The 24,919-nt window shown below is 69.9% G+C and carries 26 protein-coding genes and 1 tRNA gene; 14 read left to right on the top strand and 13 right to left on the bottom strand.

The window, feature by feature from the left end:
- Window positions 1-5: 5 nt before the first annotated feature.
- Both QLH51_RS06155 and QLH51_RS06150 read left to right on the top strand, forming a co-directional pair.
- Window positions 6-1,511, top strand: coding sequence for a tryptophan halogenase family protein (locus tag QLH51_RS06155; RefSeq protein ID WP_125656048.1), 1,506 nt, complete (start codon window positions 6-8; stop codon window positions 1,509-1,511).
- Window positions 1,508-2,179 carry a DUF6445 family protein gene (locus tag QLH51_RS06150; protein WP_125656051.1) on the top strand — a complete coding sequence of 224 codons (672 nt, stop codon included), beginning with the start codon at window positions 1,508-1,510 and terminating at the stop codon, window positions 2,177-2,179. The genes QLH51_RS06155 and QLH51_RS06150 overlap by 4 nt, the downstream gene beginning before the upstream one ends.
- Window positions 2,180-2,288: 109 nt before the next feature.
- Here QLH51_RS06150 and QLH51_RS06145 read toward each other — a convergent pair whose 3' ends face one another.
- The 3 genes from QLH51_RS06145 to QLH51_RS06135 form a co-directional block, all read right to left on the bottom strand.
- Window positions 2,289-4,334, bottom strand: coding sequence for a hypothetical protein (locus QLH51_RS06145; protein WP_125656054.1), 2,046 nt, complete (start codon window positions 4,332-4,334; stop codon window positions 2,289-2,291).
- 58 nt (window positions 4,335-4,392) lie between these two features.
- Window positions 4,393-6,936: a TonB-dependent receptor domain-containing protein gene (locus tag QLH51_RS06140; RefSeq protein WP_125656057.1), complete on the bottom strand. Its 2,544-nt coding sequence runs from the start codon at window positions 6,934-6,936 to the stop codon at window positions 4,393-4,395.
- Between the two features lie 64 nt (window positions 6,937-7,000).
- Complete coding sequence (locus QLH51_RS06135; protein ID WP_164516095.1) at window positions 7,001-7,171, bottom strand: hypothetical protein; 171 nt, start codon at window positions 7,169-7,171, stop codon at window positions 7,001-7,003.
- A gap of 156 nt (window positions 7,172-7,327) precedes the next feature.
- On the opposite strand from QLH51_RS06135, the gene QLH51_RS06130 reads away from it, so the two are divergent.
- Window positions 7,328-9,553, top strand: a complete 2,226-nt coding sequence (locus tag QLH51_RS06130) for a glycoside hydrolase family 3 N-terminal domain-containing protein (RefSeq protein ID WP_125656060.1) — start codon at window positions 7,328-7,330, stop codon at window positions 9,551-9,553.
- Window positions 9,554-9,614: 61 nt separating this feature from the next.
- Here QLH51_RS06130 and QLH51_RS06125 read toward each other — a convergent pair.
- The 5 genes from QLH51_RS06125 to QLH51_RS06105 form a co-directional block, all read right to left on the bottom strand.
- A tRNA-Arg gene (locus QLH51_RS06125) sits at window positions 9,615-9,691 on the bottom strand.
- Between the two features lie 52 nt (window positions 9,692-9,743).
- Window positions 9,744-10,406 (bottom strand): endonuclease III, encoded by a 663-nt coding sequence (gene nth, locus QLH51_RS06120; RefSeq protein WP_125656063.1) that lies wholly within the window; start codon window positions 10,404-10,406, stop codon window positions 9,744-9,746.
- The gene (gene dapB, locus QLH51_RS06115; RefSeq protein WP_125656065.1) at window positions 10,403-11,131 is read right to left on the bottom strand and encodes a 4-hydroxy-tetrahydrodipicolinate reductase; all 729 of its coding nucleotides are present in this window, start codon (window positions 11,129-11,131) and stop codon (window positions 10,403-10,405) included. The genes nth and dapB overlap by 4 nt, the downstream gene beginning before the upstream one ends.
- 109 nt (window positions 11,132-11,240) lie before the next feature.
- Window positions 11,241-11,606 (bottom strand): hypothetical protein, encoded by a 366-nt coding sequence (locus QLH51_RS06110; protein WP_206428914.1) that lies wholly within the window; start codon window positions 11,604-11,606, stop codon window positions 11,241-11,243.
- Window positions 11,607-11,652: 46 nt separating this feature from the next.
- Window positions 11,653-12,183, bottom strand: coding sequence for a DUF2306 domain-containing protein (locus QLH51_RS06105; protein ID WP_125656068.1), 531 nt, complete (start codon window positions 12,181-12,183; stop codon window positions 11,653-11,655).
- A gap of 204 nt (window positions 12,184-12,387) precedes the next feature.
- Between QLH51_RS06105 and QLH51_RS06100 the strand changes: the two genes are divergently transcribed.
- The 7 genes from QLH51_RS06100 to QLH51_RS06070 are packed head-to-tail and all read left to right on the top strand — an operon-like array spanning window position 12,388 to window position 16,430.
- On the top strand, window positions 12,388-13,203 hold the full coding sequence (locus QLH51_RS06100; protein ID WP_125656071.1) for a LytTR family DNA-binding domain-containing protein: 816 nt from the start codon (window positions 12,388-12,390) through the stop codon (window positions 13,201-13,203).
- A gap of 13 nt (window positions 13,204-13,216) precedes the next feature.
- Window positions 13,217-13,591: a CrcB family protein gene (locus QLH51_RS06095; RefSeq protein ID WP_164516097.1), complete on the top strand. Its 375-nt coding sequence runs from the start codon at window positions 13,217-13,219 to the stop codon at window positions 13,589-13,591.
- Entirely contained in the window at window positions 13,588-14,682 is a 1,095-nt protein-coding gene (locus QLH51_RS06090) for an RluA family pseudouridine synthase (protein ID WP_125656074.1), read from the top strand. The genes QLH51_RS06095 and QLH51_RS06090 overlap by 4 nt, the downstream gene beginning before the upstream one ends.
- Window positions 14,682-14,888 (top strand): hypothetical protein, encoded by a 207-nt coding sequence (locus QLH51_RS06085; RefSeq protein WP_164516098.1) that lies wholly within the window; start codon window positions 14,682-14,684, stop codon window positions 14,886-14,888. Before QLH51_RS06090 ends, QLH51_RS06085 begins: the two co-directional genes overlap by 1 nt.
- On the top strand, window positions 14,885-15,544 hold the full coding sequence (locus QLH51_RS06080) for an HAD-IA family hydrolase (RefSeq protein WP_125656080.1): 660 nt from the start codon (window positions 14,885-14,887) through the stop codon (window positions 15,542-15,544). Before QLH51_RS06085 ends, QLH51_RS06080 begins: the two co-directional genes overlap by 4 nt.
- Window positions 15,541-15,750, top strand: coding sequence for a hypothetical protein (locus QLH51_RS06075; protein WP_125656083.1), 210 nt, complete (start codon window positions 15,541-15,543; stop codon window positions 15,748-15,750). The genes QLH51_RS06080 and QLH51_RS06075 overlap by 4 nt, the downstream gene beginning before the upstream one ends.
- On the top strand, window positions 15,747-16,430 hold the full coding sequence (locus QLH51_RS06070) for an ATP12 family chaperone protein (protein WP_125656086.1): 684 nt from the start codon (window positions 15,747-15,749) through the stop codon (window positions 16,428-16,430). The genes QLH51_RS06075 and QLH51_RS06070 overlap by 4 nt, the downstream gene beginning before the upstream one ends.
- On the opposite strand, the gene QLH51_RS06065 is transcribed toward QLH51_RS06070, so the two are convergent.
- From QLH51_RS06065 to QLH51_RS06055, 3 genes are read right to left on the bottom strand one after another with little or no spacing between them, the layout of a single operon-like run.
- A complete protein-coding gene (locus QLH51_RS06065; protein WP_125656089.1) occupies window positions 16,417-17,424 on the bottom strand; it encodes a LacI family DNA-binding transcriptional regulator in 1,008 nt (335 codons plus the stop codon). The two genes, QLH51_RS06070 and QLH51_RS06065, sit on opposite strands and share 14 nt — an antisense overlap.
- Entirely contained in the window at window positions 17,421-18,650 is a 1,230-nt protein-coding gene (uxuA, locus tag QLH51_RS06060) for a mannonate dehydratase (RefSeq protein ID WP_206428915.1), read from the bottom strand. The genes QLH51_RS06065 and uxuA overlap by 4 nt, the downstream gene beginning before the upstream one ends.
- 10 nt (window positions 18,651-18,660) lie before the next feature.
- Entirely contained in the window at window positions 18,661-19,086 is a 426-nt protein-coding gene (locus tag QLH51_RS06055) for an organic hydroperoxide resistance protein (RefSeq protein ID WP_125656092.1), read from the bottom strand.
- A 99-nt stretch (window positions 19,087-19,185) separates the two neighbouring features.
- Here QLH51_RS06055 and QLH51_RS06050 point away from each other — a divergent pair, with 99 nt between their 5' ends.
- The 4 genes from QLH51_RS06050 to QLH51_RS06035 all read left to right on the top strand — a co-directional run bounded on the left by QLH51_RS06050 (window position 19,186) and on the right by QLH51_RS06035 (window position 22,889).
- The gene (locus tag QLH51_RS06050) at window positions 19,186-19,626 is read left to right on the top strand and encodes a MarR family winged helix-turn-helix transcriptional regulator (RefSeq protein ID WP_125656095.1); all 441 of its coding nucleotides are present in this window, start codon (window positions 19,186-19,188) and stop codon (window positions 19,624-19,626) included.
- A 42-nt stretch (window positions 19,627-19,668) separates the two neighbouring features.
- Window positions 19,669-20,916, top strand: a complete 1,248-nt coding sequence (locus tag QLH51_RS06045; RefSeq protein WP_125656098.1) for a putative DNA modification/repair radical SAM protein — start codon at window positions 19,669-19,671, stop codon at window positions 20,914-20,916.
- Window positions 20,917-21,033: 117 nt separating this feature from the next.
- Window positions 21,034-21,510: a hemerythrin domain-containing protein gene (locus QLH51_RS06040; protein WP_125656101.1), complete on the top strand. Its 477-nt coding sequence runs from the start codon at window positions 21,034-21,036 to the stop codon at window positions 21,508-21,510.
- Complete coding sequence (locus tag QLH51_RS06035; RefSeq protein ID WP_125656104.1) at window positions 21,510-22,889, top strand: UdgX family uracil-DNA binding protein; 1,380 nt, start codon at window positions 21,510-21,512, stop codon at window positions 22,887-22,889. Before QLH51_RS06040 ends, QLH51_RS06035 begins: the two co-directional genes overlap by 1 nt.
- Before the next feature lie 445 nt (window positions 22,890-23,334).
- Here QLH51_RS06035 and QLH51_RS06030 read toward each other — a convergent pair whose 3' ends face one another.
- The gene (locus QLH51_RS06030) at window positions 23,335-23,979 is read right to left on the bottom strand and encodes a nucleotidyltransferase family protein (RefSeq protein ID WP_125656106.1); all 645 of its coding nucleotides are present in this window, start codon (window positions 23,977-23,979) and stop codon (window positions 23,335-23,337) included.
- Window positions 23,969-24,874 carry an XdhC family protein gene (locus QLH51_RS06025; protein ID WP_125656109.1) on the bottom strand — a complete coding sequence of 302 codons (906 nt, stop codon included), beginning with the start codon at window positions 24,872-24,874 and terminating at the stop codon, window positions 23,969-23,971. Before QLH51_RS06025 ends, QLH51_RS06030 begins: the two co-directional genes overlap by 11 nt.
- Window positions 24,875-24,919: the final 45 nt, after the last annotated feature.

Genomic DNA, 24,919 nt, shown 5'->3' with positions numbered 1-24,919 from the left:
GGGGCATGGAAGCACCGGACCGAATCCGGCGGGTCGTGATTCTCGGCGGGGGGACCGCCGGTTGGATGACGGCGGCCGCGCTGTCGCGCAGTTTCGGCGAGACCGTCGCGGTGACGCTGCTGGAATCGGAAGCGATCGGCACGGTCGGTGTCGGCGAGGCGACGATCCCGACGATCCACTGGTTCAACGAGCTGGTCGGGCTCGACGAGTCCGAATTCCTGCGCGCGACGAAGGCGACGTTCAAGCTGGGCATCGAGTTCGTCGACTGGACCGCGCCCGGCCACCGCTATTTCCACCCGTTCGGCCAGTTCGGCCCGGCCCTGCCCGGCGTCGCGTTCCACCATCGCTGGCTCAAGGCGCAGGCGGACGGGCTGGACGTGCCGCTCGACGCACTGTCGCTGGCGGCGCAACTGGCGGCGCAGGGACGCTTCGCCGCGCCGGCGGGCGACGCGCGTTCGATCCTGTCGACGCTCGGCTATGCCTATCATTTCGATGCCGGCCTCTACGCCGCCTATCTGCGCCGGTTGAGCGAGGCCGGCGGCGTCACGCGGGTCGAGGGGATGCTGCGCCATGTCGAGCGCGACGGCGAGACAGGCTTCGTCACCGCGCTCGTCACCGAACGCGGCGAACGGATCGCGGGCGACCTGTTCATCGACTGCTCCGGGTTTCGCGCGTTGCTGATCGGCGGGGCGCTGGGCGAGGGCTATGAGGACTGGTCGCACTGGCTGCCGTGCGACCGCGCGGTGGCGGTGCCGTGCGCGCGCGTCGCGGCGACGACCCCCTATACCCGTTCGACCGCGCGGGCGGCGGGGTGGCAATGGCGCATCCCGTTGCAGCATCGCACCGGCAACGGCTATGTCTATGCCGGCCGCTACCTGTCCGACGACGAGGCGGCGGCGACGCTGCTGGCGAATCTCGACGGAGAGGCGCTGGCCGAACCGAGGCTGCTGCGCTTCACGGCGGGCACGCGACGGCGACCGTGGCGCGACAACGTCGTCGCGATCGGGCTGTCGTCGGGGTTCCTCGAACCGCTCGAATCGACCAGCATCCACCTGATCCAGAGCGGCATCGCCAAGCTGCTGACGCTGTTCCCCGACCGCGGCTGCGATCCGGCGCTGGCCGACCGGTTCAACACCGTGTTCGCGCGCGACATGGACGGGATCAAGGACTTCCTGATCCTGCACTATCACGCGACCAGCGGCCGCGACGAACCGCTGTGGCGGCATTGCCGGACGATGGCGCTGCCCGAAACGCTGGTCGCGCGCGAGGAACAATATCGCCGTTCGGGGCGGCTGATCCTCGATGCGGACGAACTGTTCCGCGAGGCGAGCTGGCTGGCGGTGCTGAACGGCCAGGGCATCACGGCGGCGGGCTACAATCCGCTCGCCGATACGATCGACGCCGCGACCAACCGCGCGCAGGTGTGCCAGATCGCCGAGGTGGTGGCGCGCGCCGCGCCGACGCTGCCGCTGCACGATGCGGCGCTGGGCGAACGGATCGGGACGGCGTGACCGCGCCGGACATCGTGGCGCGCCGGATCGGCGCCGAACGACAGCCGATCGCGGTCATCGACCATTTCCATCCCGATCCGGATGCGCTGCGCCGCTTTGCGCAGGCCGCGACCTTCGGACCGGCGCGCAACCATTATCCCGGCGTGCGTGCCGACCTGCCGCCCGGATATTTCCATGACGTTCGACCGGCGCTGACGACCGTACTGGCACAGGTGTTCGGCCATCGCGGCGGGATCGCGCTGCTCGATGCCAGCCTTTCGCTGGTGACGACCCAGCCCGACCGGCTGTCGATCGAACAGCGGCTGCCGCATTTCGATGCGGTCGATCCGGCGCGGATCGCGCTAGTCCATTATTTGGGCGACGATCAGGGCGGCACCGCCTTCTACCGCCACCGCGCTACCGGGTTCGAGACGATCGATGCCGCGCGGGCGCCGGGCTATCTGGGCGCGGTATCGCGGGAGGTCGCCAGGCAGGCGCCGCCGCCCGCCTATATCGCCGGGTCGACGGCGCAGTTCGAACAATTGTCGACGATCGAGGCGCGGTGCAACCGAGCGGTCGTGTATCGCAGCGCGCTGCTGCACAGCGGGGCCATTGCGCCGGACGCGACGCTCGGCGACGATCCGGCGCGGGGGCGGCTGACGGTGACGGCGTTCCTGCTGCTGACGTAGGCTGGAATGGACGTCATCCCAGCGCAGGCCGGGAACTCCCGGTGATGGCACGCAGCAGGCGCCGATGGAGACCCCAGCCTTCGCTGGGGTGACGTCGTCCGGTCGAACGCTACCGCATCGTGCGCGGTGGCCGTACCGCCAGATAGACGGTGCTCCACAGCTGCGCGGCGTTGGATTCGTCGACGTCCTGCTTGCCTGCGCCGAACGCCACGACCTGATATCGGCCGCCCGTGTACGCCCATGACCACAGCTCGGAGCTTTGCGTCGCGCGCGTCGCGTTGATCGCGCGCCACAGGGTCGCCTGCGCCCGCGTCAGTACCGCGCGCGTCGCGGGCGGCAGGTCGCGACGGGCGAGCTGGCGTTCGAGGCCCGTGGCGAACAGCGCCTGCTGCCACGACCATACCACCGCGCCGTGATAGGCCGCCGGGGTGAAGCGCGCCTGCACCGTGGCGTCGGTCTGCGCGGCGTTGGCGACCAGCATGCCGATATCCGTCATCAGCCCGGCGGGGAACGGACGCATCGCGGCGGTGACAAAGGTTTCGAGATCGGCCGCCGACGGTTCGGCGAACATCAGCGCGAAGCCTTCGTCGGAGTTGACGATCGGAATCGGCCGCCCGCCATCGTCGAGCGCGATCGCATGGAACGTCAGCGGCGCGGTGCCGAGCGACGCCACCGCCGGGCCGGCGGGGATGCCGAGGCTGCGGGCATACCCCTCGATCCGCGGCTTCGCCTGCGCAGTCGGCAGCGACACCCGGAACAGCGCCGGCGCGCGAGTGCGCCAGACGGTCGCCATCGCTTCCGCGCGCGCCAGCGCGGTGCGGTCCTCCGCGGTCAGATAGCGGTCGAGCAGCCCGGCGCGCAGCAGGCGCCCGGCCGATTCGAGCGCGGCGGGCACGAACACCGCGTTGACGTCATAGGCATAGCGGCCACGCCCCAGCCCTTCCTCGCTGTCACGCCACTGGCCGGTCAGCCGCCCCTTGCCGATCGCGACCAGCCGCTTCGGGTCGGGACGATCGGCGAACGGTCGCGCGGTATCGAGGACGAAGCGCAGGTTGCGGACCAGCGCCTTGCCGGCGGGCGCGGTGGTGCCGGGGACGCCTTCGCTGACCATCGGCCTGGCGAGAAAGGCGCGGGCGGCGGCGGGGGTGCCGTGGTCGAGGAGATAGGCGGCGGCGACGGGCGCGAGCATATAGTCGTCGTCGACCATCGCGTAGTCGAGCACCGCCGCATCGCCGCTGCCGCCATGCTGGCGGCGGTCGACGACGGCGAACTCGCCGATCCCCTCCTCATGCGCGACATCGCCGCGCGCATCGAGCCGGGCGAGGACCGAGCCCAGCCCCGCCTCGATCGCCTGCGGTTGCAGCACCGGCATCAACAGCCGCAACGACATCAGCGTGTCGCGCCCGAAATAGGTCTGGAACCGCCACGACCCGGCGAGGAATTTCTCGCGATAGCTGAGGAAACGCAACGCGTTGCGCGCGCCCGGATCGTTGGCGGCGCGGGCGTTGAGCAGTTCGTTCGGCGCAAGGCCGGTCAGCGGCGTCTCGCCGCTCGACGCGGTGATTTCCATGCGGATCGCCCGGCCGGCATCGGCGACGATCGCGCCGCGGCGGATACTGCCCGACAGCAGCCGGACCTGCAGCAGGTAACCGGGCTTGCCGTCGAGGCGCGGGCGGCTCCAGCGGATGGTATTGCCGGCGATCACCGGATCGACCGCGACCTCCTTCGGAAAGCGGCCGACCGACTGATAGTCGCGCAGGAAGCGGATGCTGGACAGCACCGCCTGCCTGATGCGCAGTTCGGGCGCGTCGATGCTGGCGATGGTGACGATCGACGGCTGCGGTCCGGCGATACCGGGCGCGGTGGTCGGACGCGGCGGCTGTTCCAGCCGCCACGTGGCGGCGCGCGTCAGGGGTGCGAACCACAGCCCGACGCCGCTATTGCCCGCCGGGAACGCGACGAGGATGCGCGGATCGGTGCCGTTGCGCAGCAGCAGGTGCGCGGCGACCGGCCCTTCGCGGACGAAGGCGTTGAGGTTCTGTCCCTCGGTCAGCTGATAGGCCAGTTCGGGGGCCTTTGCCGGGCGCTGCGCCACCGCCAGTCCCGTTCCCGCCAGCATCGCGCCCGCCAGCATCCACCGCACCACGGTCTTCATGCGCCACCTCGTCACGAAAAAGCCAGGGTGTCGCGGGTTCGCCGCGACACCCCGATGGTCAGAAGCGGAACGTCAGCGTCCCGCCATAGGTCGGGCCGACGATCCCGCGGGCATAGAAGAAGCCGTCGGTGATCGCCTGCGTCTGACCCTGTCGCGGGTTGCCCTCGGTCAGGCCGACGACGTCGAACACGTTGTCGGCGTTCAGGTTCAGCTGGACCCGCTGGCTGAGGTTCAGGTTAACGCCGATCCCGGTCACGCCGTAGCTGGGCAGCGCGATGCCGTTGCCGTTGTCGGCGAAGATCTTGCCGACGAACTTGTAGCGGGCATAGATGTCGCCGACCCCATTGGGCAGCGTCAGCGTGGGCAGGATGGTGAACAGCTGCGCCGGGGTGCGCTCGGGGCGATTGCCCTCGAACCCCGCGCCCTGATCGACGCCGTCGAGTTCGAGGTTGAGCAGCTGCGGATCCTGGAACACGCCCTGGAAATCGACCGAGAACCACGTCGTCGGCCGCACCACGAAGTCGATCTCGACGCCCTTGGTCCGCAGGTCGGCGTTCAGATTCTGCTGCTGCGATGGGTTGGTCGGGTTGGCGAAGTTGTAGTTCTGGTTGTCGAAATTGGTGCGGAAGACGGTCGCCGAGCCCGAGAACCACCGGCCATATTGATAGCGCACGCCCGCTTCGTAGAGCTCGATCGTGGTGATCGGATCGACATTGTTGGTCTGGAACCCGTTGGCATAGCGGGCATAGACCGAGAAGTTGGGGGTCAGCAGATAGTTCGCGCCGACCGTCCACGACGCCTTGCGCTGGGTCCGCTGGCGCACCGCATAGGTCCCGTCGAAGCTGGACCCGACATTGCGCACCACGCCGCCGACGCCCGCTGGCACCGGCTGGTTCACGGCCAGCGTATTGCCGTCGCGCGCGGTCGCATCGTCGCTTTCCCAGCGCACGCCGCCGTCGATGCGCAGGTCGCCGATCGCGACCTCGTCGTTGACGTAGAGCGACACCGCCGAATCCTTGCGGTCGCGGATGCCCGCGCCCCAGTCGCCATAGGAGACGAGGCCGTTGTCCGACAGCGTGCCGATCACGTTGTTGCCGGCATCGAGCGCGACGATGTCGTAGATGTCGCTGTTGGTCTGCACGCCGTTGACGACGCTGGCGGTCGCCGACTGGTCCTGCGACCGCTTGACGTTGTAGTACATCACGCCCGCGGTCAGCGAGTTCTTGAAGCTGCCGGTATCGACTTCCCAGCGCCCGCCGACATTCGCGCCGAAGTCGCGCCCGTCGATATAGTCGTGGTTGAGCACGGTGCGCTGGAGGAAGCCGTTGCCGTTCAGCGCGCCCAGCTCCGCGGTCTGGTTCTGGCCGAGGACCACGCCGGTGCGCAGGTTCTTGATCCCGAAGCGCACCGTGTTGGGGAAGGCCCGCGCGCCCAGCGTCAGCAGGTCGTTGATCGGCGAACTGGCACCGGGCGTCAGATAGTTCTGCGCGGTGGTCAGCCCGGCGTTACCCGTGCCCGAACCGGGGAACAGGCCGTTGAAGTCGTAGGAATATTTCAGGTAGCGGGCATGCGCGAACAGGTCGATCGAGTCGCTGAGCGGCTTTTCGATGTCGAAACGGACCTGCGCGATCTTCGCCTTGATCCCGTCGCGATAGCGGAATTCGCGGAAGCCGCCGGGATGGGCGAAGGTCGATACCGGCACCGCGATGTTGGCGAAGGCGTCGCCGCCGACATTGCCGTCCTGCGTGTCGAGGCCGGGAATGCCGCGCACCTTTCCACCGTCGAAGCGGTACGGCATCGTCGCGTAATACGCGTTCTCGACATCGCCGCCCTTGGCCGACAGCCGCGCATAGCCGCCGTCGTCGAAGCGATATTCCAGCATCCCCTTCAACCGCCAGCCGGCATAGTCGAACGGGTTTTCACGCACGCCCGGGCTCGACTGGATATAACCGCCGACGTTGAAGGCGAGGTTTTCGCTCAGCGGCTGCGAATAATAGAATTCGCCGCGCTTCATGCCGTAATTGTAGGCGCTGACGCGCGCGGCCCCTTCGGCTTCCTTGAAGTTCGGGCGGCGGGAGATGAAGTTGATCGTCGCGCCTGCGCCGTTGACGGTCAGCACGCCCGACGAACCGCCCTTGACCGCTTCGAGGCGATCGATGGTCAGGTCCTGGTCGAAGAAGAAGTCGGCGCCGCCGCCGCCGTACAGGATCGGCATGCCGTCCTCTTCCAGCTGGACGAAGCGCTGGCCGCCGCCCTGAAGCCCACGGACCGAATAGTTGTTCGACACCTGTCCTGCGGTCGCCTCGACGAAGATGCCGGGCACCAGTTCGAGCATGTCGGCGGTCGAACGCGGCGCGCGGCGATCGATGTCGGCGCGGTCGGCCAGCGTGATGTCGGCCGATGCGGTGATGAGCGGGCGATCGCGCGTCGTCGTGCCGGTGACGACGATCACGTCCTGCGCATCGTCGTCGGCCGTCGCGGGCGCGGCGTCGGCCGCCGGCGGGGGCGCAGCCGGTGCAGTCTGTGCCGAAGCGGCGACCGGCAGCAACGCGGCGCCGGCCAGCAACGCCGCACGCGCGCCGCGGCGGTTGAATGTCAGCATGATCCTCTCCACTCCATGATCGTCGCCCCGGTATGCCGGGAACAGGTTACAGCTAGACCCCGGGCTATGTTGCTGCAATCATGGTATACAGGTCGATGACGTATCGTGCCGGCATGTGGCGATCGGGCAACATGCGGCGTTCGGGAGCGTCCGCGAGGAGAGGCTTGTGTGCGATGACCGGCAGGCCGATCCGCGGCACCTTAGCGAGATCGATCGACCCGCGACGCGTCGTCACGCCGGCCCCGTTCCGGGATCGGCCGTGCAGCGCAGTCCGTCGCCCAGGGCTTCGTCCGCATCGCTTGCCGCGCCGTGGATTCGGGAACGGGTCCGGGATGACGAAAGGCGCGCCCGGGACCGGCGGAACTGCGGCGCGGGCGTCAGCCGTCGGGAGATGCTGGTCGGCGCCCTGCTGGCCGGCACCGCCACGCTGCTGCCGCCAGTGGCGCGCGCGGCATCGGCACGGGTCGAGTCGCTGATCGCGCGCATGACGCTGGCGGAGAAGGCGGGGCAGCTCAGCTGCTTCAACGACGAGATCCGCCCGGTCGGCGCGGTGTTCAATCCGGTGGTCGATCCGCGCGGGGCCGAGGCGATGCTGGCCGATATCCGCGCCGGCCGGATCGGCATGCTCTTCAACGGGTACGGCGTGGCGGGTGCCCGGCGGGCGCAGGCGGCGGCGCTGGAAAGCCGGCTGCGCATCCCGCTGGCCTTCGCCGCCGACGTGCTGCACGGCTGTCGCACGATCTTTCCGATCCCGCTGGCCGAGGCGGCGGCGTTCGACCCCGACCTGAGCACCCGCGCGGCGCGCGCGGTGGCGCGCGAGACGAGCGCGGGCGGCATCCACTGGACGTTCGCGCCGATGGTCGACGTCGCGCGCGACCAGCGCTGGGGCCGGGTGGCGGAGGGCGCCGGCGAGGACGTGCTGCTCAACCGCCTGCTGGCCGCAGCGCGGGTAAGGGGGTTTCAGGGGGCGGACCTGACGCGGCCCGACGCGTTGCTTGCGACGCCGAAGCATTTCGTCGGCTACGGTGCGGTGCGCGGCGGCATGGAATATGCCGCGGTCGACATGAGCGCGGCCGAACTGCGCGAGACGTTCCTGCCGCCGTTCGTCGATGCCTTCGCCGCCGGGGCCGGCGCGACCATGGCGTCGTTCACCGATTTCGGCGGCGTGCCGGTCAGCGCCAACCGGCCGCTGCTGACCGACCTGCTGCGCGGTGAACTGGGGTTCGACGGGGTGTGCGTGTCGGATTACGATGCGGACCGCGAACTGATCGCGCACGGTATCGCCGCCGACGAGGCCGATGCCGCGCGCCTCGCCCTCCTTGCCGGGATCGACATGTCGATGCAGAGCGGGCTGTTCGTCCGGCACCTCCCCGCGCTGGTCGAAAGCGGCCGGGTGCCGATCGCGGCGGTGGATCAGGCGGTGCGGCGGGTGCTGACGCTCAAGGAGCGGCTGGGGCTGTTCGACGATCCGTACCGCTCGCTCGACCCGCGGGCCGAGCGGCGCGAGACGGGCAGCGCGGACATCCGGCGGATGGCGCGCGAGGTCGCGACCCGGTCGATCGTGCTGTTGCGCAACGACGGCGACCTGCTGCCCCTGCCCCGTGCCGGCAGGCGCATCGCGCTGATCGGACCGTTCGGGGCGGACAAGGCCCATCTGAACGGGCCGTGGTCGTTCGCGGGCGATGCGAAGGACGGGATCGACGTGGCGAGCGGACTGCGCACGGCGATGGCCGACCCGGCGCTGCTGGTCGTCGAACCCGGCAGCGGCGTGACCGACGCGCTGCCCGGCGGGATCGACCGCGCCGTCGCCGCAGCCCGCGCGGCCGATGTGGTGCTGCTGGCGATCGGCGAGGGCGGCGACATGTCGGGCGAGGGCAACAGCCGGACCGAGATCGTCGTGCCCGCCGTGCAGCAGGCGCTGGCCAATGCGGTGGCGACGACGGGCAAGCCGGTCGTCGTGCTGCTGCGCCATGGCCGGGCGCTGGCGCTGCGCGGCGCGGTGCGCGACGCCCCGGCGTTGCTGGCGACGTGGTTCCTCGGGCAGCAGACCGGGCCGGCGGTCGCCGACATCCTGTTCGGGATGGTCGAGCCGACCGGGCGGCTGCCGGTCAGCTTTCCCCTGGCGAGCGGGCAGCAGCCCTGGTCGTACGACCGGCGCAGTACCGGACGACCCGCGCCCGACGCCGAGCCGATGGCGCCGGGGCGCAGCCGATGGCGCGACGTCCCCGACCGCGCGCTGTACCCGTTCGGGTCGGGCATGGGCTATACCCGCTTCGCGCTGTCCGACCTGTCGACGCCGGCGGTGGTGGCGATCGGGGCGGACGTGCCGGTGTCGGTGCTGGTCCGCAACACCGGCAGGCGGGCGGGGACGGCGCTGGTGCGGATCGACCTGCACGACCGCGTCGCCAGCCGCACGCGGCCGATACGCCAGATGAAGGCGTTCGCGCGGGTGACGCTGGCGGCAGGCGAGGAACGCCGGATCGAGCTGCGGATCGCGGCCCGGGAGCTGGCGCTGATTGCGGGCGACGGACGCTGGCGGGTCGAGCCGGGCGCGTTCGACCTGTGGGCGGTGGCGGGCGACGGCGTGGAGGTGCGGGGCGGTTTCGAGGTACGGTGACCCCCGGCAGCTTCCGGCCATCCGATGTCGCCGCGGCGTATCACGCCGGCTCATCGAAAAATGGCGCACCCGAAGGGATTCGAACCCCTGGCCTCTGCCTTCGGAGGGCAGCGCTCTATCCAGCTGAGCTACGGGTGCTTGGCCGTGAAGGCACGCGCCTAGCAAAGGTCGCGCGGCATTGCCAGCCGTTTCAGTCTGCGGACACGGCCTTTTGCTTAGGGGGCGGCGTTTTGGGGCGAAAGGCGCACAGGTCGGCGACCGGGCAGCGCCAGCATTCGGGGCGGCGCGCCTTGCAGGTGTAGCGGCCGTGCAGGATCAGCCAGTGGTGCGCGTGCAGGCGGAACGGGCGGGGGACGACGCGTTCCAGCACCGCCTCGACCGCGTTCGGGGTCTTGCCGCGCGCAAGGCCGGTGCGGTTCCCGACGCGAAAGATATGGGTGTCGACCGCGAAGGTCTCCGCGCCGAATGCGACGTTCATCACCACGTTGGCGGTCTTGCGTCCGACGCCCGGCAGCTTCTCCAGCGCGGCGCGGTCGGCCGGCACCTGTCCGCCGTGATCGGCGATCAGCGCCTCGCTGAGGGCGATGACGTTCTTCGCCTTGGTGTTGAACAGGCCGATGGTGCGGATATGGTGTTTCAGGCCGTCGAGGCCGAGCGCGACCATCCTTTCGGGCGTGTCGACGGTGGCGAACAGCGCGCGTGTCGCCTTGTTCACGCCGGCGTCGGTCGCCTGCGCCGACAGCACGACCGCGACGAGCAGGGTATAGTCGTTGACCGATTCGAGTTCGGTTTCGGGGTGCGGATTGTCCTCCGCCAGCCGCCGGAAGAATTCGAAGACGTCCGCCTTCTTCAAACGCCGAGCACCGCGTCCATCGTGTAGCGGCCCGCCGGCGCGCTCGCCAGCCACAGCGCGGCACGCACCGCGCCGCGGGCGAACAGCGCACGGCCGTCGGCGCGGTGGCCCAGTTCGATCCGCTCGCCCTCGCCCGCGAACACGACCTGATGGTCGCCGACGACGGTGCCGCCGCGCAGCGAGGCGAACCCGATCGTGCCGGCGGCGCGCGCACCGACCAGCCCGGCGCGCCCGATCACGCCGCTGTCGGACAAGGTCGTCCCCAGCCCTTGGGCCGCGGCATCGCCCAGCATCAGCGCGGTGCCCGACGGCGCGTCGACCTTCAGCCGATGGTGGCTCTCGACGATCTCGATATCCCAGTCGGGGCCGAGCCGACGCGCGGCATCGCGTACCAGCCGCGACAGCAGCGCGATGCCGAGCGAGGTATTGCCGGTCTGCAGCACCGCGACGTCGGCGGCCGCCGCATCGATCATCGCATGGTGACGGTCGCTCAATCCGGTCGTGCCGATGACGATCGGCGTCGTGGCGGCGCGCGCGGCGGCGAGATTGCCCTCCAGCGCGGCAGGCGACGAAAAGTCGACGAGAACGTCGGCGCGCGCGGCCAGATCGGCCAGATCGCCGCCCTGGTCGACGCCGCCGGCCAGCGTTTCCCCGATCCGTTCGATCTCGAGCTCGATCGCGCGTCCCATGCGGCCCTGCCAGCCGACGATACCGATGCTGGTCACTGATCCTCGCCCGATTTTCCGGACCGCCCGACGCGCCCCCGGCTCGTCCCGGTCCATGGCCCCGGCGACGGGGATGTGCAAGCGATTGTGGGGTACGATCCGCCCGGGATCAGCGCTCCACCGACGCGACCGGCGCCTCGGCATATTTCGGGTCGACCGGATCGAATTCGACCTGCGGGACGAAGGTACGCGAAGTCAATGCGACGTTGCCGAGGCCGGCAAGCTTGAACGTGCCGATCTTGAACAGCTTGGGCGCGCTGCCCGCGCGTTCGACCGTCACCGCATCGACATGCAGGTCGCCATGCCTGGTCCACAGCATGTGCGGGGCGAGGATCATGTCCATGTTGTTGTAGCGCACCGACAGGCAGATGCGCTGCATCAGTGCGAAGCGGATGATATCGCTCAGCGACGCGCGCTGCTGTTCCGCTTCGGCATCGGTCGCAGGTTCGGGCGGGGGGGCGGCGTCGTTGTGCATCGCAACATAGTAACGATCGCAACCCTCCGCAGCAAGGGGTCCGGCATCATCCGAAAGCCCATATCGCCATCAGCCGCCCCGGCGCGAAGGCGAACAGTCCCGGCACCACCATCGCCCCCAGGAACATGCCCACCAGCCGCCGCCGGTGCTGCGCGATCCGGCCGGAACGGGCCGAGGCGATCGCCGCCCATGCGGACACCAGCGTCAGCGGCACAAAGATGTGGATCCACGAAAAGCCGCCATGGTTGATATGGCGGATGAACAGCGCGCTGAGCGCCGTCGACACCATCAACCCCATCCAGATGCGACCGAGCAGCCGGTGGCGCGCCCCGCCCTTGCGGGTCAGCAGGATATACAGGCCGAGCGGCACGGCGGGCAGCACGCTGGCGAGATGGACGACGACCGCAACGTCGCGCGCGACCGGTGCCGCCGGCGCGAACCCGGTCGCGGCGCGCAACAGGGCGAGCAGGCTGAGCAGTCCCAGCGTCCCGCCGCCCGCGATCATCAGGCCGCGCAGGGCTGGCGAGACGTCGTGGGCCAGGCGGGCGGCGGGCATGGCGGCGGGTGCGGACATCATGGGCTTCCTGTAGCTGTGCAGCTGGTATCGCCGCCACCGCTGGACGACGCCCGCCCGCCGGCAAGCGATACTGCGCGGAACGGGCGCGGCGCATCGCCAATCGCGCAGCCGGCCCGTTCACGATGCGTGAATCGGCAGCGGGGTCTTTGGCAACCGGCCGTGTTCGCGCTATCCGGGACACTCCTGTCGTTCCCCGAGCCGCCAATGCCCGATGCCCGCCGATTGCTGATCGACCTGACGATCATGACCCTGGTCGGATCGCTGCTGGCGGTGCTCGGCCCGTTCGGCACCTTCGCGGTGCCGTTCGCGCTGCGGCTGGCCTATTGGGTGGGGATCGTGCTGGCCGGCTATGCGCTGTACCTGCCGGCGGCGGTGGTCGCGACCCGGCTGGCCCGGCGCATGGCGTTGCCCGAAGCGGCGCTGTGGGTGGCGGCGTGCATCGCGGCGACCGTACCGATGACGATCGTGACATGGGCGGTCGGCGGACTGTGGCATCCGCTGCACCCGCCGTCGGCGGAAGGGTGGCTCGGCAGCTATGCCCATGTCCTGGTCCTCGGATCGGCGATCACCTCGATCTTCTGGTTCCGGTGCCGGCGGGAGGGTGAGGCAACCGCCGTCCCGCCCGCCGGAACTGCCGCCGTCGCGCCGGCGATAGCCGCCCCGCCGACCCTGCCCGCGTTCCTCGACCGGTTGCCACCGCATCTGGGCCGCGACCTGATCGCGCTGGAGATGGAGGACCATTATGTCCGGGCGCATACCGCGGCAGGATCGACGCTGATCCTGATGCGGATGCGCGACGCGGTGGCCGAACTGGCCGCGGTCGACGGACGGCTGGTGCATCGCAGCTGGTGGGTGGCGCGCGCCCATGTCGCCGGCACCGCGCGCGACGGGCGCAACGTCCGCCTGATCCTGACCGGTGGGATCGAGGCGCCGGTGGCGCGCGGTCAGGCCGAGGCGTTGCAGGCTGCCGGGTGGCTGCAACGAACGGCGACGGTTTCATCGCGCGCCGCAATCGGCTAGGCGACAGGCGATCATGGGAAATCTATTCATCGTCATGGCTGGCGGCGCTGTCGGCGCTGGCCTGCGCCATCTGTTCGGGCGCTGGACGCTCGCGGTCTTCGGCCCCGGCTATCCGTGGGGGACGCTGGGCGTCAACCTGCTCGGCGGGCTGGCGATGGGGGTGCTGGTCGGCGTGCTGGCGCGCAGCGGCGGCGGCGAAGCGCTGCGCCTCTCGCTAGGCGTCGGCGTGCTGGGCGGGTTCACGACCTTTTCGGCGTTCTCGCTCGACATGGTGACGATGGTCGAACGCGGCGCAGTGGCGGGCGCGATCGGCTATGCACTGGTATCGGTGATCGGCGCGGCCGCGGCGCTGTTCGTCGGGCTGCAACTGACGCGGGGGGCGGCATGAGCGACAACGACGTTCGGCAATTCACGGTCGGGGCCGACGACGACGGCATCCGGCTGGACCGCTGGTTCAAGCGGCATCTGCCCGACACCAGCTTCAACATCGTCTCGCGCTGGGCCCGCACCGGGCAGCTGCGCATCGACGGCGGCCGGGCGCAGCCGGGCGCGCGCCTGTCGGCCGGACAGGTGCTGCGCGTGCCGCCGCCCGAATCGGCGGTCGTCGCACAGCCAAAGCCCAAGGCGGAGCGGGCGCCGCTGTCGGCCGAACAGACCGAGTTCGCGCAGAGCCTGGTCATCCACCGCGACAGGCAGGCGATCGTGCTGAACAAGCCGCCGGGCCTGGCGACGCAGGGCGGGACCAAGACCCACGACCATGTCGACGGGCTGCTCGACGCGTTGCAGTTCGACGGCGAAAGCCGGCCGAAGCTGGTCCACCGGCTGGACAAGGACACGTCGGGCGCGCTGCTGATCGCGCGGACGGCGCGCGCCGCGGCGTTCTTCGCCAAGTCGTTCTCGGGCCGCACCGCCAAGAAGGTCTATTGGGCGCTGGTCGTGGGCATCCCCGACATTTCGGACGGGATCGTCGACCTGCCGATCGCCAAGCAGCCGGGCACCGGCGGCGAGAAGATGCATGTCGACGAGGCGGAGGGCCAGCCGGCCCGGTCGCGCTACCGCGTGATCGAGCGCGTCGGCAACCGCGCGGCGTGGGTCGAATTGCAACCCTTTACCGGACGCACCCACCAGTTGCGCGTGCACATGTCGGCGATCGGCCATCCGATCGTCGGCGACGGCAAATATGGCGGACAGGCGGCGTTCCTGACCGGCGGGGTCAGCCGCAAGATGCACCTGCACGCGCGCCGCATCCGCATCGACCATCCCGATGGCGGACAGGTCGACGTGATCGCCGAGCTGCCGCCGCATTTCGCCGAGAGCATCGACCTGCTGGGTTTCGACCTGACGCTGGGCAACGCTATGATCGACGACGCGCCGCCGCCGGTGACGCGCGCCGACCTGAAGGCCAAGGCCAAGGCGCATGCCAAGACCTATCGCAAGGAGCGCCGCGGCGAACGGCGGTCGCGGGGCAGCCGCGACTGATGCACCCCGATGCAGCGTTTCGGATGACGGAGGATGCGGCGCGGGCGTTGGCGGCGATGCTGGACCCGATCGCCGGGTTCGAACTGATCCCGACCGCGTGGCGGGGCACCGCCAAGCTGAACCGGAACAAGCCCGCCGCGGTACGCGCGCGGGTGGCCGGGCGACTGGGCGATCATCCGCTGGCTGCATGGATGCGGATGTCATGACCCGGCTGGCGGTGTTCGATTGCGACGGGACGCTGGCCGACGGGCAGGCGAATATCTGCCTCGCCATGGCGCTGGCCTTTGCCGATGCCGGCCTGAGCGAACCCGATCCGCGCGACGTGCGGCGGATCGTGGGATTGAGCCTGCCGCAGGCGGTGGCGGCGCTGGTGCCCGGTAGCACGACGGCGCTGCACGAGACGGTGGCCGAGGGGTATAAGCGCCATTTCCGCGCGATGCGCAGCGACGGGCGGCTGGCCGAGGAACCGCTGTTCCCCGGCATCGTCGATGCGTTGACCGCGTTGTTGGACGGCGGATGGCGGCTGGGGGTCGCGACCGGCAAGTCCGATCGCGGGCTGTCATTGTTGCTGATCCATCACCGGCTGACGCAGCATTTCGTGACGTTGCAGACCGCGGACCGGCATCCGTCCAAGCCGCATCCGGCGATGCTGTTCGCGGCGATGGCCGAGGCGGGGGCACGGGCCGAGGAAACGGTGATGATCGGCGATACCGGGTTCGACATGGCGATGGCGGTCGCCGCGGACGCGCGGGCGATCGGCGTCACCTGGGGCTATCACGGGCCCGACGAACTGGTCGCCGCCGGTGCCGCGCGGCTCTGCGACGATGCCGCCACCCTCCCCGCCCTGCTGGAGCAGCCATGACCGAAGACGCGCTTGCCCGGAACCGCTGGCTGATCCTGGTCGCGATCCGCATCGCCACCGCCTGTGGCGCGGTGTTCGGCGTGGTGATGCTGGCACGTGCGCCCGATACCGGGATGCGGGTGCTGGGCGTCGCGATCGTGCTGTCGGCGCTGTACGCCATGGCGGTCGTGCCGCGCGGCCTGCTGACGAAGTGGCGCAGCCGGTGAAGCGGTTCTGGCGCGAGGTCGCGGTGACGGCCGGGGGTGGTATCGCGCTCGACGGGCGGCCGGTGCGCACCCCAGGGCGACTGCCGCTGGTGGTGCCGTTCGCGGCGCTGGCCGACGCCATCGCCGACGAATGGCGGGCGGTGGAGGAGAATGTCGACCCGCGCGCGATGCCGCTGACCGGCCTTGCCAATGCCGCGATCGAGCGGATCGCGCCCGATGTGGACGCCTTTGCCGCGGGGCTGGCCGTATATGGCGGCAGCGACCTGCTGTGCTACCGCGACGGAGCGGGGCCGCTCGCCGACCGGCAGGTGGCGGCGTGGGACCCGGTGCTGGACTGGGCGCGCGCGCGCCATGCCGTCGATTTCGTCGTGACCGACGGGGTGATGCCGGTCGAACAGCCGCCGCGCACGCTGGCACGATTGCGCGAGGCGGCAGTCGCGCTGTCGCCTTGGGAACTGGCGCCGCTGTCGCCGGTCGTCGGGATTACGGGATCGCTGCTGCTGGGGCTGGCGGTGGTCGAGCGCGCGATCGATGCCGATGCGGCGTGGGCGGCGGCGCATGTCGACGAGGACTGGCAGATCGAGCAATGGGGCGAGGATGCGCTGGCCGCCGCGACGCGCGCGGTCCGCGCGGCGGACTATGGCGCGGCGGTGCGGTTCCTGGCGCTTATCCGCGGCTAGGCGGGGCGCAGGACTCGCCGATCGACAGCGTCAGCGTCGCGGCGAGCGGGGCGTCGTTCGCCACGCGCTCGATCCGGTCGATCAGCCGGGTGGTGATCGTCGCGGCCATCGCGGCGATCGGGCGGTGGACGGTGGTGAGCGCCGGGGTCAGCATCCGCGCGAGGATACTGCCGTCGAACCCGATGACCGACAGGTCGCGCGGCACGTCGAGCGCATGGGCGACCGCGACCTTCAGCACCGCCGCCGCCATCACGTCGTTGGCGGCGAAGATCGCGGTCGGGCGTGGGGCGATCGACAACAGCGCGCGCGCCGCCGCGACGCCGCTGTCGAAGCCGTAATCGCCCTCGGCCTCGCCGGTCAGCGTCAGCCCGTGGCTGGCGAGGCCGGCGACGAACCCCGCGCGCCGCTCGCACGCCGAATGCGCCGATGCGGGGCCGGAGAGCAGCGCGATCCGGTCATGGCCGAGGACCACGAGATGCCCGGCAACGGCGCGTGCGGCGCCGCGTTCGTCGGACACCAGCACCGCCTCATAGCCCGACAGCGCGACCGGGGAGAGCGCGACCGCCGGCACGCCCGCCGCCGACAGCGCGTCGGCGACGCCCGGTGCGCCCGACACCGGCGGCACTACGACGATGCCGTCGACCCGCGACCGGCCGGCGAAGTCGAGCACGTCCGCCACCGGATCGCCCTGCCCCGCCGCGACCGGATGCACCACCAGTTCGTAGCCCCGCGCCGCCGCCGCGCCGACGATCCCGCGTTGCAGGGGGTCGAGCACCAGCGCGTTGCGATCGTTATGCACCAGCCCGAGCAGGAACGACCGACCGGTCGCGAGGCCGCGGGCGCGGGCGCTGGGACGGAAGGCGAGCGCGGCGATCGCCCCCTCGACCTGTTCGCGGGTCGCGGCGTTGACCAGCGGCGAGCGGTTGAGCACGCGCGACACGGTGCGGATCGACACCCCGGCGCGCGCGGCCACGTCGGCGATGGTGGTCGTCACGCCGTCCCCTGCGCCGCATGGGCGAGCCCACGCTCCAGCCCGCGCAGTTCGGCCAGCCCGCGCATCCGCCCCAGCAGCGAATAGCCCGGGTTGGTCCGGCGATCGAGGTCGTCGAGCATCTGGTGACCATGGTCGGGCCGCATCGGGATGCTGCGCCGCTCGGCCCGCGAGAGGGCATGGACCGCGGCGACCACCGCCGCCATGCCGGCATCGCCGTCCAGATGCGCCGCTTCGTGGAACGCCGCCGTCCCGCCTTCGCGGTCGACCGAGCGCAAATGGAGGAAGCCGATCCGCGATCCCAGCCGCCGGACCATGCCGGGCAGGTCGTTGTCGGCGCGCGCGCCGAACGATCCGGTGCACAGGCACAGCCCGTTCGACGGGTTGGGTACCGCGTCGAACAGCGCCGCGACATCGGCTTCGGTACTGACGACGCGCGGCAGGCCGAAGATCGGGAAGGGCGGGTCGTCGGGATGCACCACCAGCCGGATGCCGAGATCATCGGCATGGGGACATACGGCGGCGAGGAACGCGATCAGGTTCGCACGCAGCGTCGCCGCGTCGATCCCCGCATAGCCGGCGATGGCATCCCGGAACGCATCCGACGTGAAGCTCTCTTCCGCGCCGGGCAGGCCGGCGAGGATCGTCGCCTCCAGCGTTCGGCGGGCGTCGTCGTCCATCGCGGCGAAGCGGCGGGCGGCCGCTTCGACCAGCGCCGGCGGATAGTCGCGCGCGGCATCGGGGCGGCGCAACAGATGGATGTCGTAGGCGGCGACCGCTTCCCATTCGAACCGCAGCGCCAGCGCGCCATCGGGCAGGGCATAAGCCAGGTCGGTCCGCGTCCAGTCGAGCAGCGGCATGAAGTTATAGGTGACGACGCCGATACCCTCCGCCGCCAGATTCGTCAGGCTCTGGCGATACGCATCGAGCAGCGCGTCGCGGTGCGGGCCGCCGCGCTTGATCTCGTCATGGACCGGGAGGCTTTCGACCACATGCCAGCCGAGGCCAGCGGCGGCGATCGTCGCCTTGCGGTCGGCGATCGCCGCGCGCGGCCAGACCGCGCCATTGGGCAGTTCGTGCAAGGCGGTGACCACCTCGGTCGCCCCCGCCTGTCGAATCGCGGTCAGGGATACGGGGTCGGCCGGACCGAACCACCGCATCGTCTGGGTCATCAGCACCGGCATCTCCTTCCTCGCTTCGCGCAAGGCATAGGCGATGCCGGCCGCCAATGTCGAACGGTCACGCGAGCGTCAGCCCGACATCGACATTGCCGCGCGTCGCGTTCGAATAGGGGCAGATGCCATGCGCGGTATCAACCAGCGCCTGCGCATCGGCCGGCGCGACGCCGGGGAGCGAGACCTGCAGATCGGCGGTGATGCCGAATCCGCCCAGCGCGCGCGGGCCGATGCCGACCGTCGCAGTCACCGCGACATCGGCGGGAACCCTGGTCCCCAGCTGCTGGCCGGCGACCTTCAGCGCGCCGATGAAGCAGGCGGCATAGCCCGCCGCGAACAGCTGTTCGGGGTTGCTGCCGTCACCGCCTGCGCCGCCCAGTTCGCGCGGGGTCGACAGCTTGACGTCGAACCGGCCGTCCTCGCTGCGCGCATGGCCTTCGCGACCGCCGGTGGCGGTGGCAGTGGTGCTGTACTTGACGTCGACCGACATGGGATGCTCCATTTGTTTATCGCGATAACTATTTAGGACGGCGGCTCGGTACTGTCCAGCATTATTTATCGCGAAAATATTTCATGCTATGCGCGCACCATGACCCAGCCCCTGCCCCTCGACGACCAGCTCTGCTTCTCGCTTTATGCGGCGACGATCGCGATCAACCGGACGTACAAGCCGATGCTCGACCGGATGGGAATCACCTATCCGCAGTTTCTCGTGCTGATGACGTTGAGCGAGACCGAGGACGGCATGGGCGTAGGGGCGATCGCCGAGCGGCTGGCGCTGGAACCGAGCACCATCACTCCGCTTGCCAAGCGGATGGAGGCGGCGGGGCTGGTGACGCGGGTGCGCAGTCCGGAGGACGAGCGGCAGGTACGGGTGCGCCTTACCGATGCGGGCCGTGCGCGGTGGGCGGAGAGCGGGTGCCTCGCCCCGACCGTCGTCGCACGCAGCGGCATGGCGCCCGAACGGCTGGTCGCGCTGAATGCCGAGGTGACTGCACTGCGCAAGGCATTGGCAGCGGCGCTCGACTGATTACCCCTTGGCCGGCAACCCCTTAGAACATATATCGAACGTATGGCGCAACTCGACACCCGGCAGAAACTGGCGATCCTGGCCGATGCCGCCAAATACGACGCGTCGTGCGCCTCGTCGGGGACCGCCAAGCGCAATTCGCGCGACGGCAAGGGGATCGGATCGACCGAAGGCATGGGCATCTGCCACGCCTATGCGCCCGATGGCCGCTGCATCTCGCTGTTGAAGATCCTGCTGACCAACAGCTGCATCTTCGACTGTCATTACTGCATCAACCGCAAGTCGTCGAACGTCCGGCGTGCGCGCTTCACCGCGCAGGAGGTCGTGAACCTGACGCTCAGCTTTTACCGGCGCAACTATATCGAGGGGCTGTTCCTGTCGTCGGGGATCATCGGGTCGTCCAACTATACGATGGAGCAGATCGTCGAGGTCGCGCGCAGCCTGCGCGAGGATCATGATTTCCGCGGCTATATCCACCTAAAGACCATTCCCGACGCCGATCCCGAGCTGGTGCATCAGGCCGGGGTTCATGCCGATCGCGTGTCGATCAACGTCGAGCTGCCGACGGTCGGCGGGCTGAAGCGGCTGGCGCCCGAAAAGTCCGCGCCGCAGATCGAGGGGGCGATGAAGGATGTCGCCCACGCGATCGCGGACGGTCGCGATGCGCGCAAACGGTACAAGTCCGCGCCGAAGTTCGCGCCTGCCGGACAGTCGACGCAGATGATCGTTGGCGCCGATGCCGCGACCGACAGCGATATCGTCGGCAAGGCGGCGACGCTGTACGACCGGTTCGGCCTGCGCCGGGTCTATTATTCGGCGTTCAGCCCGATCCCGGAGGCGTCGGCGGTGCTGCCGCTGCAACGCCCGCCGCTGATGCGCGAGCACCGGCTGTACCAGTCGGACTGGCTGATGCGCTTCTACGACTATCGTCCCGACGAGGTGCGGGCGGCCGCGGACGACGCGACGGGGATGCTGCCGCTCGATATCGACCCCAAGCTCGCGTGGGCGCTGAAGTTCCGCGGTCGCTTTCCGGTCGACGTGAACCGGGCGCCGCGCGAGATGCTGCTGCGCGTGCCGGGGCTGGGCGTGAAGGCGGTCAATTCGATCCTGACCGCGCGGCGGTGGCGGCGGCTGACGCTGGCCGATATCGGGCGGCTGACGGTATCGATCGCAAAGATGCGGCCATTCATCGTTGCCGACGACTGGCGGCCGGTGGTGCTGGCGGACCGTGCCGAGCTGCGACCGATCGTGGCGCCCAAGAAGGCGGACCAGATGGAGCTGTTCGGGTGAATGCATCCGTCATTCCGGCGGAAGCCGGGATGACGTTCCGGTGAAAATCCCTCGCAAGAGAAACCTCCGTCGTCCGCCGCCGTTGCTGGATGGAACCCGTTGCAAAGGAACACCGCCATGGCCGACGCCCGCATCTATGCCGACCTGAAGGCCGATCACGACCGGCACCGCGACCTGCTCCAGCGGATCGACGCCGCCAGTGGCGACGAGCGCGCCGAACTGTTCGAGGCGTTCCGGGTCGAGGTATCGGCCCATGCCGCGGCCGAGGAAGAAGCGCTGTACGCGACGATGCTCGCCAATCCCGACCTGCGCGACGAGGCGCGGCATTCGGTGTCCGAGCACAAGGAGATCGACGACTATCTGGGTGAGATCGCCAAGCTGGACGCCGGCAGCAACGAGTGGAACGAACGCTTCGCCGAGATGCGCCACCGCTACGAGCATCATATCGACGAGGAGGAGGAAGAGATGTTCCCCGCCGCCGCCGAGGAACTGAGCGATGCCGAGGAATCGCGCATCGCCAAGGTGTTCGAGGAGCGCAAGCCCAGGGAACTTGCAATCGCCGAATCGTCGGAAGCAGGCGACGACCGCGACTGATGCGGGTCGCGGCGCTGGCGGCGGCGGATGATTTCGACGGGTGGCGCGATGCCGCCCGCAGCCTCGCCGCGCAGCGTGTCGCTCCGTCCGACGTGGTGTGGCAGGTCGGCGACCTGCCCACCGATCTGTTCGGCGACGAGGCCATCGTCGATGCGGGCGCCCCCGCCCCGCGCGTGCCGCGACCGTTCATCGATCTGGCGCGGACCGTGGCGATGCATGCCGATCCGCAGCGGTTCGCGCTGCTCTACGCCATGCTCACCCGCCTGATCGCCGAGCCGCGGCTGATCGACGACAAGGCCGACCCGGCGCTTCGGCGGCTGGAGGAGATGGCCAAGGGGGTCCGGCGCGACATCCACAAGATGCGGGCGTTCCTGCGCTTCCGCGAGGTCGAGGAGGATGGCGACGCCCGTTTCGTCGCGTGGTTCGAGCCGGAACATCACATCGTGCGACACAATGCGCGGTTCTTCGTCGACCGGTTCGCGGCGATGCGCTGGTCGATCCTGACGCCCGAACTGTCGGTCCATTGGGACGGCGAGACGCTGACCGAGGGGCCGGGCGCGAGCAAGGCCGATGCGCCCGACGGCGATCCGGTCGAGGAAGTCTGGAAGACCTATTACGCGTCGATCTTCAATCCCGCGCGGCTGAAGAAGGGTGCGATGTTGAAGGAGATGCCGCGCAAATACTGGAAGAACATGCCCGAAACCGCGCTGGTCCCGGCGCTGATCGCGGGCGCACAGGCACGGGAAGCGGCGATGATCGAGACGGCACGTGCGGCACCCGGCGGCAACAGCGAAACGGCGTGGACCGCCCTGCGCGACGAGGCGGCGGGGTGCCAGCGCTGCCCGCTGTGGAAACCGGCGACGCAGACGGTGTTCGGCGAGGGGCCGGTCGATGCGGCGATGATGGTCGTCGGCGAACAGCCGGGCGATCAGGAGGACTTGGCGGGGCGGCCGTTCGTCGGGCCGGCGGGGCAGGTGTTCGACCGGGCGATGGCCGAGGCGGGGATCGACCGATCACGGGTCTATGTCACCAACGCGGTCAAGCATTTCAAGTTCGAGCCGCGCGGCAAGCGGCGCATCCATGCGAAGCCCGGCGCGGGCGAGATCGATGCGTGCCGCTGGTGGATCGAGCAGGAACGCGGCATCCTGCGCCCGCGGATGACGGTGGCGCTGGGCGCGACGGCGGCGCGGTCGCTGACGGGCAAGACCGTGACGATCTCCCGCGAGCGCGGGCGGGTGCTGACGCTGACCGACGGCAGCGCGGCTTGGATCACGGTGCATCCGAGCTATCTGTTGCGGTTGCCGGATAAAAGCCAAGCGGATGAAGAGTTTGCGCGATTCGTCGAGGACTTGAAGGGCGCGCACGCGGCGATGGCCTGAGGCCAAAGGTCACGAAAGTCACACTTGCCACGTTTTCGCGGTGATCCTCCTTCCGGTTCGAACCGGACGTCATGCCAGCGGAGGCTGACATCTCCCGTTATAGCACGGGACAAGAGCCGATTGAGGCCCCGGCCTTCGCTGGGGCGACGTTTGGGGCTGACCGTAGAAAGATCGGTTTCACGCGGAGGCGCGGAGACGCGGAGAAGAAGATTATTTTCGCGCAGAGGCGCAGAGGACGCTGAGCGGTCGTGGATCAGGCGATCATAGCCTGTCTGGCAAAGCCCCTCTCCTTTTTTCGGCCTTTGCAAAGGAGAGCCGCTGTCGCGGCGGGCGCGTCATCTCTGCGCCCCCTGCGCCTCTGCGCGATCAAATCCTTTCTTCTTCTCCGCGCCTCCGCGTGAACCAGGTTCTGTGACGCTAACCCGACCCGCCCCTTGTAGGAAAATCATTCCTGCGGGGGGTGCCACCACGGTTCGGGACGCGGGAGAGTGATCGCGTCATGCTGTTCGGGGGCCTCGGCGATGGCACGGAGACGGTCGAGGTCTTCGGGGGTGTCGATGTCGATCAGTTCGGCCGGGGTGGTCACGACATGGCGACCGGCGCGGACGAGATCGCGGGCGCCGGCATCGCCTTCCAGCGACTCGAGAAAGTCGAAGCGGCCCGCGCCGAACACGGCGGGCGGGCAGGGCTTGGTCCCGTCGCTCGACGCTACGACCGCATCCGCGTCGTCGCGCGCGGTGTCGAGCAGGCGATAGACATGGGCGGCGGTGATGCGCGGCATGTCGGCCAGCGCGATCACCACGCCCCCTGCCCCGGCCGCGCGCGCGGCGCTCAGCCCGAGCTGGACCGAGCGCGACATGCCCGCCGCCGGATCCTCGTTGACGATCACGTCATAGCCGCGCGAGGCGAAATCCAGCTCGGTCCCGTCGATCACCGCGATGCGCGCGCGGAACGGCATCGCCTCCAGCGCAGTGACGACGTGATAGGCCACCGGCTTGTGCAGGAACAGCTGCGCCAGCTTGTCGGCGTCGCCGAACCGGCGCGAACGGCCGGCGGCGAGCAGGATCAGGACGGCATCCTCAGCGCGCATGGAAGCTCCGCGTCATCGCCGCCGCGATCGACAGCGCGATTTCGGACGGGCCGATCGCCCCGATGTCGAGCCCGACCGGCCCGTCGATCCGCTCCAGCCCGGTCGCGCCGGCGGCGGCCAGCCGTTCGAGCCGCGCGGCATGGCTGCGCCGCGATCCCAGCGCACCGATATAGGCGGCGGGGGTCTTCAGCGCCTCGATCAGCGCGGGGTCGTCGATCTTGATGTCGTGGCTGAGCGTCACGACGGCGGTGGCGGCATCGGGCTTCAACGCCTGCAACGCCTCGTCCGGCCAGCGATCGTCGAGGGTCACGCCGGGAAAGCGTTCCTCGGTCAGGAAGCGGGCGCGCGGGTCGATCAGCGTCGTGGCGATGCCCAGTTCGCGCGCCATGCCCGCCAGCCCCTGCGCGATCTGTACCGCGCCGACGATCAGCAGCCGGCGCGGCGGGTCGTAGCGATTGGCGAAGCCGTCCCCCTCCCCGACCCGGGTCCGGCCGGTGGCGAGATCGGTGGTAAGGGTGAGCGCCTGTCCGTCCGCGCGTGCCGTGTCGATCGCGTCGAACAGCGCGGGGTCGAACTGGTCGCCATCGACTCGCTGGACCATCACCTCGATCTCGCCGCCGCAGGGCAGGCCGACCTCCCATGCCGCCGCGTCGGCCACGCCGTAGCGTTTCACCGCGAAGGGGGCGCCGGCGATGACGTCGGCGGCGGTGGCGAGGATGTCGCTTTCGACGCAGCCGCCCGATACCGATCCTTCGAACCGGCCATCGGCATGGACCAGCATGTGGCTGCCGCGCGGGCGCGGCGCGGAGCCCCAGGTCGAGGTGACGGTGGCGAGCGCCAGCGGGGCACCTGCCCAGTCGCGCGCCGCGGTCAGAACGAAGTCGTTATCGGCCATGATGCTTTCGATGATGGGGATTTTCGCAGCGGTTGCCAGAGGTGT

Origin of the sequence: Sphingomonas sp. 2R-10 (assembly GCF_030062225.1) — a bacterium.
GTDB lineage: Bacteria > Pseudomonadota > Alphaproteobacteria > Sphingomonadales > Sphingomonadaceae > Sphingomonas.
This window is presented reverse-complemented; position numbering and strand designations above follow the sequence as displayed.

Excerpts from the sequence above, each read along its gene's own strand:
- QLH51_RS06140 (WP_125656057.1), bottom strand. The coding sequence starts at position 6,936 with ATGCTGACATTCAACCGCCGCGGCGCGCGTGCGGCGTTGCTGGCCGGC.
- QLH51_RS06110 (WP_206428914.1), bottom strand. The coding sequence starts at position 11,606 with ATGCACAACGACGCCGCCCCCCCGCCCGAACCTGCGACCGATGCCGAA.
- QLH51_RS06035 (WP_125656104.1), top strand. The coding sequence starts at position 21,510 with ATGCGGGTCGCGGCGCTGGCGGCGGCGGATGATTTCGACGGGTGGCGC.
- QLH51_RS06080 (WP_125656080.1), top strand. The coding sequence starts at position 14,885 with ATGACCCGGCTGGCGGTGTTCGATTGCGACGGGACGCTGGCCGACGGG.
- QLH51_RS06155 (WP_125656048.1), top strand. The coding sequence starts at position 6 with ATGGAAGCACCGGACCGAATCCGGCGGGTCGTGATTCTCGGCGGGGGG.
- QLH51_RS06025 (WP_125656109.1), bottom strand. The coding sequence starts at position 24,874 with ATGGCCGATAACGACTTCGTTCTGACCGCGGCGCGCGACTGGGCAGGT.
- QLH51_RS06130 (WP_125656060.1), top strand. The coding sequence starts at position 7,328 with ATGCTGGTCGGCGCCCTGCTGGCCGGCACCGCCACGCTGCTGCCGCCA.
- QLH51_RS06145 (WP_125656054.1), bottom strand. The coding sequence starts at position 4,334 with ATGAAGACCGTGGTGCGGTGGATGCTGGCGGGCGCGATGCTGGCGGGA.
- QLH51_RS06105 (WP_125656068.1), bottom strand. The coding sequence starts at position 12,183 with ATGATGTCCGCACCCGCCGCCATGCCCGCCGCCCGCCTGGCCCACGAC.
- QLH51_RS06075 (WP_125656083.1), top strand. The coding sequence starts at position 15,541 with ATGACCGAAGACGCGCTTGCCCGGAACCGCTGGCTGATCCTGGTCGCG.
- QLH51_RS06045 (WP_125656098.1), top strand. The coding sequence starts at position 19,669 with ATGGCGCAACTCGACACCCGGCAGAAACTGGCGATCCTGGCCGATGCC.
- QLH51_RS06095 (WP_164516097.1), top strand. The coding sequence starts at position 13,217 with ATGGGAAATCTATTCATCGTCATGGCTGGCGGCGCTGTCGGCGCTGGC.
- QLH51_RS06085 (WP_164516098.1), top strand. The coding sequence starts at position 14,682 with ATGCACCCCGATGCAGCGTTTCGGATGACGGAGGATGCGGCGCGGGCG.
- QLH51_RS06055 (WP_125656092.1), bottom strand. The coding sequence starts at position 19,086 with ATGTCGGTCGACGTCAAGTACAGCACCACTGCCACCGCCACCGGCGGT.
- QLH51_RS06090 (WP_125656074.1), top strand. The coding sequence starts at position 13,588 with ATGAGCGACAACGACGTTCGGCAATTCACGGTCGGGGCCGACGACGAC.
- QLH51_RS06040 (WP_125656101.1), top strand. The coding sequence starts at position 21,034 with ATGGCCGACGCCCGCATCTATGCCGACCTGAAGGCCGATCACGACCGG.
- QLH51_RS06050 (WP_125656095.1), top strand. The coding sequence starts at position 19,186 with ATGACCCAGCCCCTGCCCCTCGACGACCAGCTCTGCTTCTCGCTTTAT.
- QLH51_RS06100 (WP_125656071.1), top strand. The coding sequence starts at position 12,388 with ATGCCCGATGCCCGCCGATTGCTGATCGACCTGACGATCATGACCCTG.
- QLH51_RS06030 (WP_125656106.1), bottom strand. The coding sequence starts at position 23,979 with ATGCGCGCTGAGGATGCCGTCCTGATCCTGCTCGCCGCCGGCCGTTCG.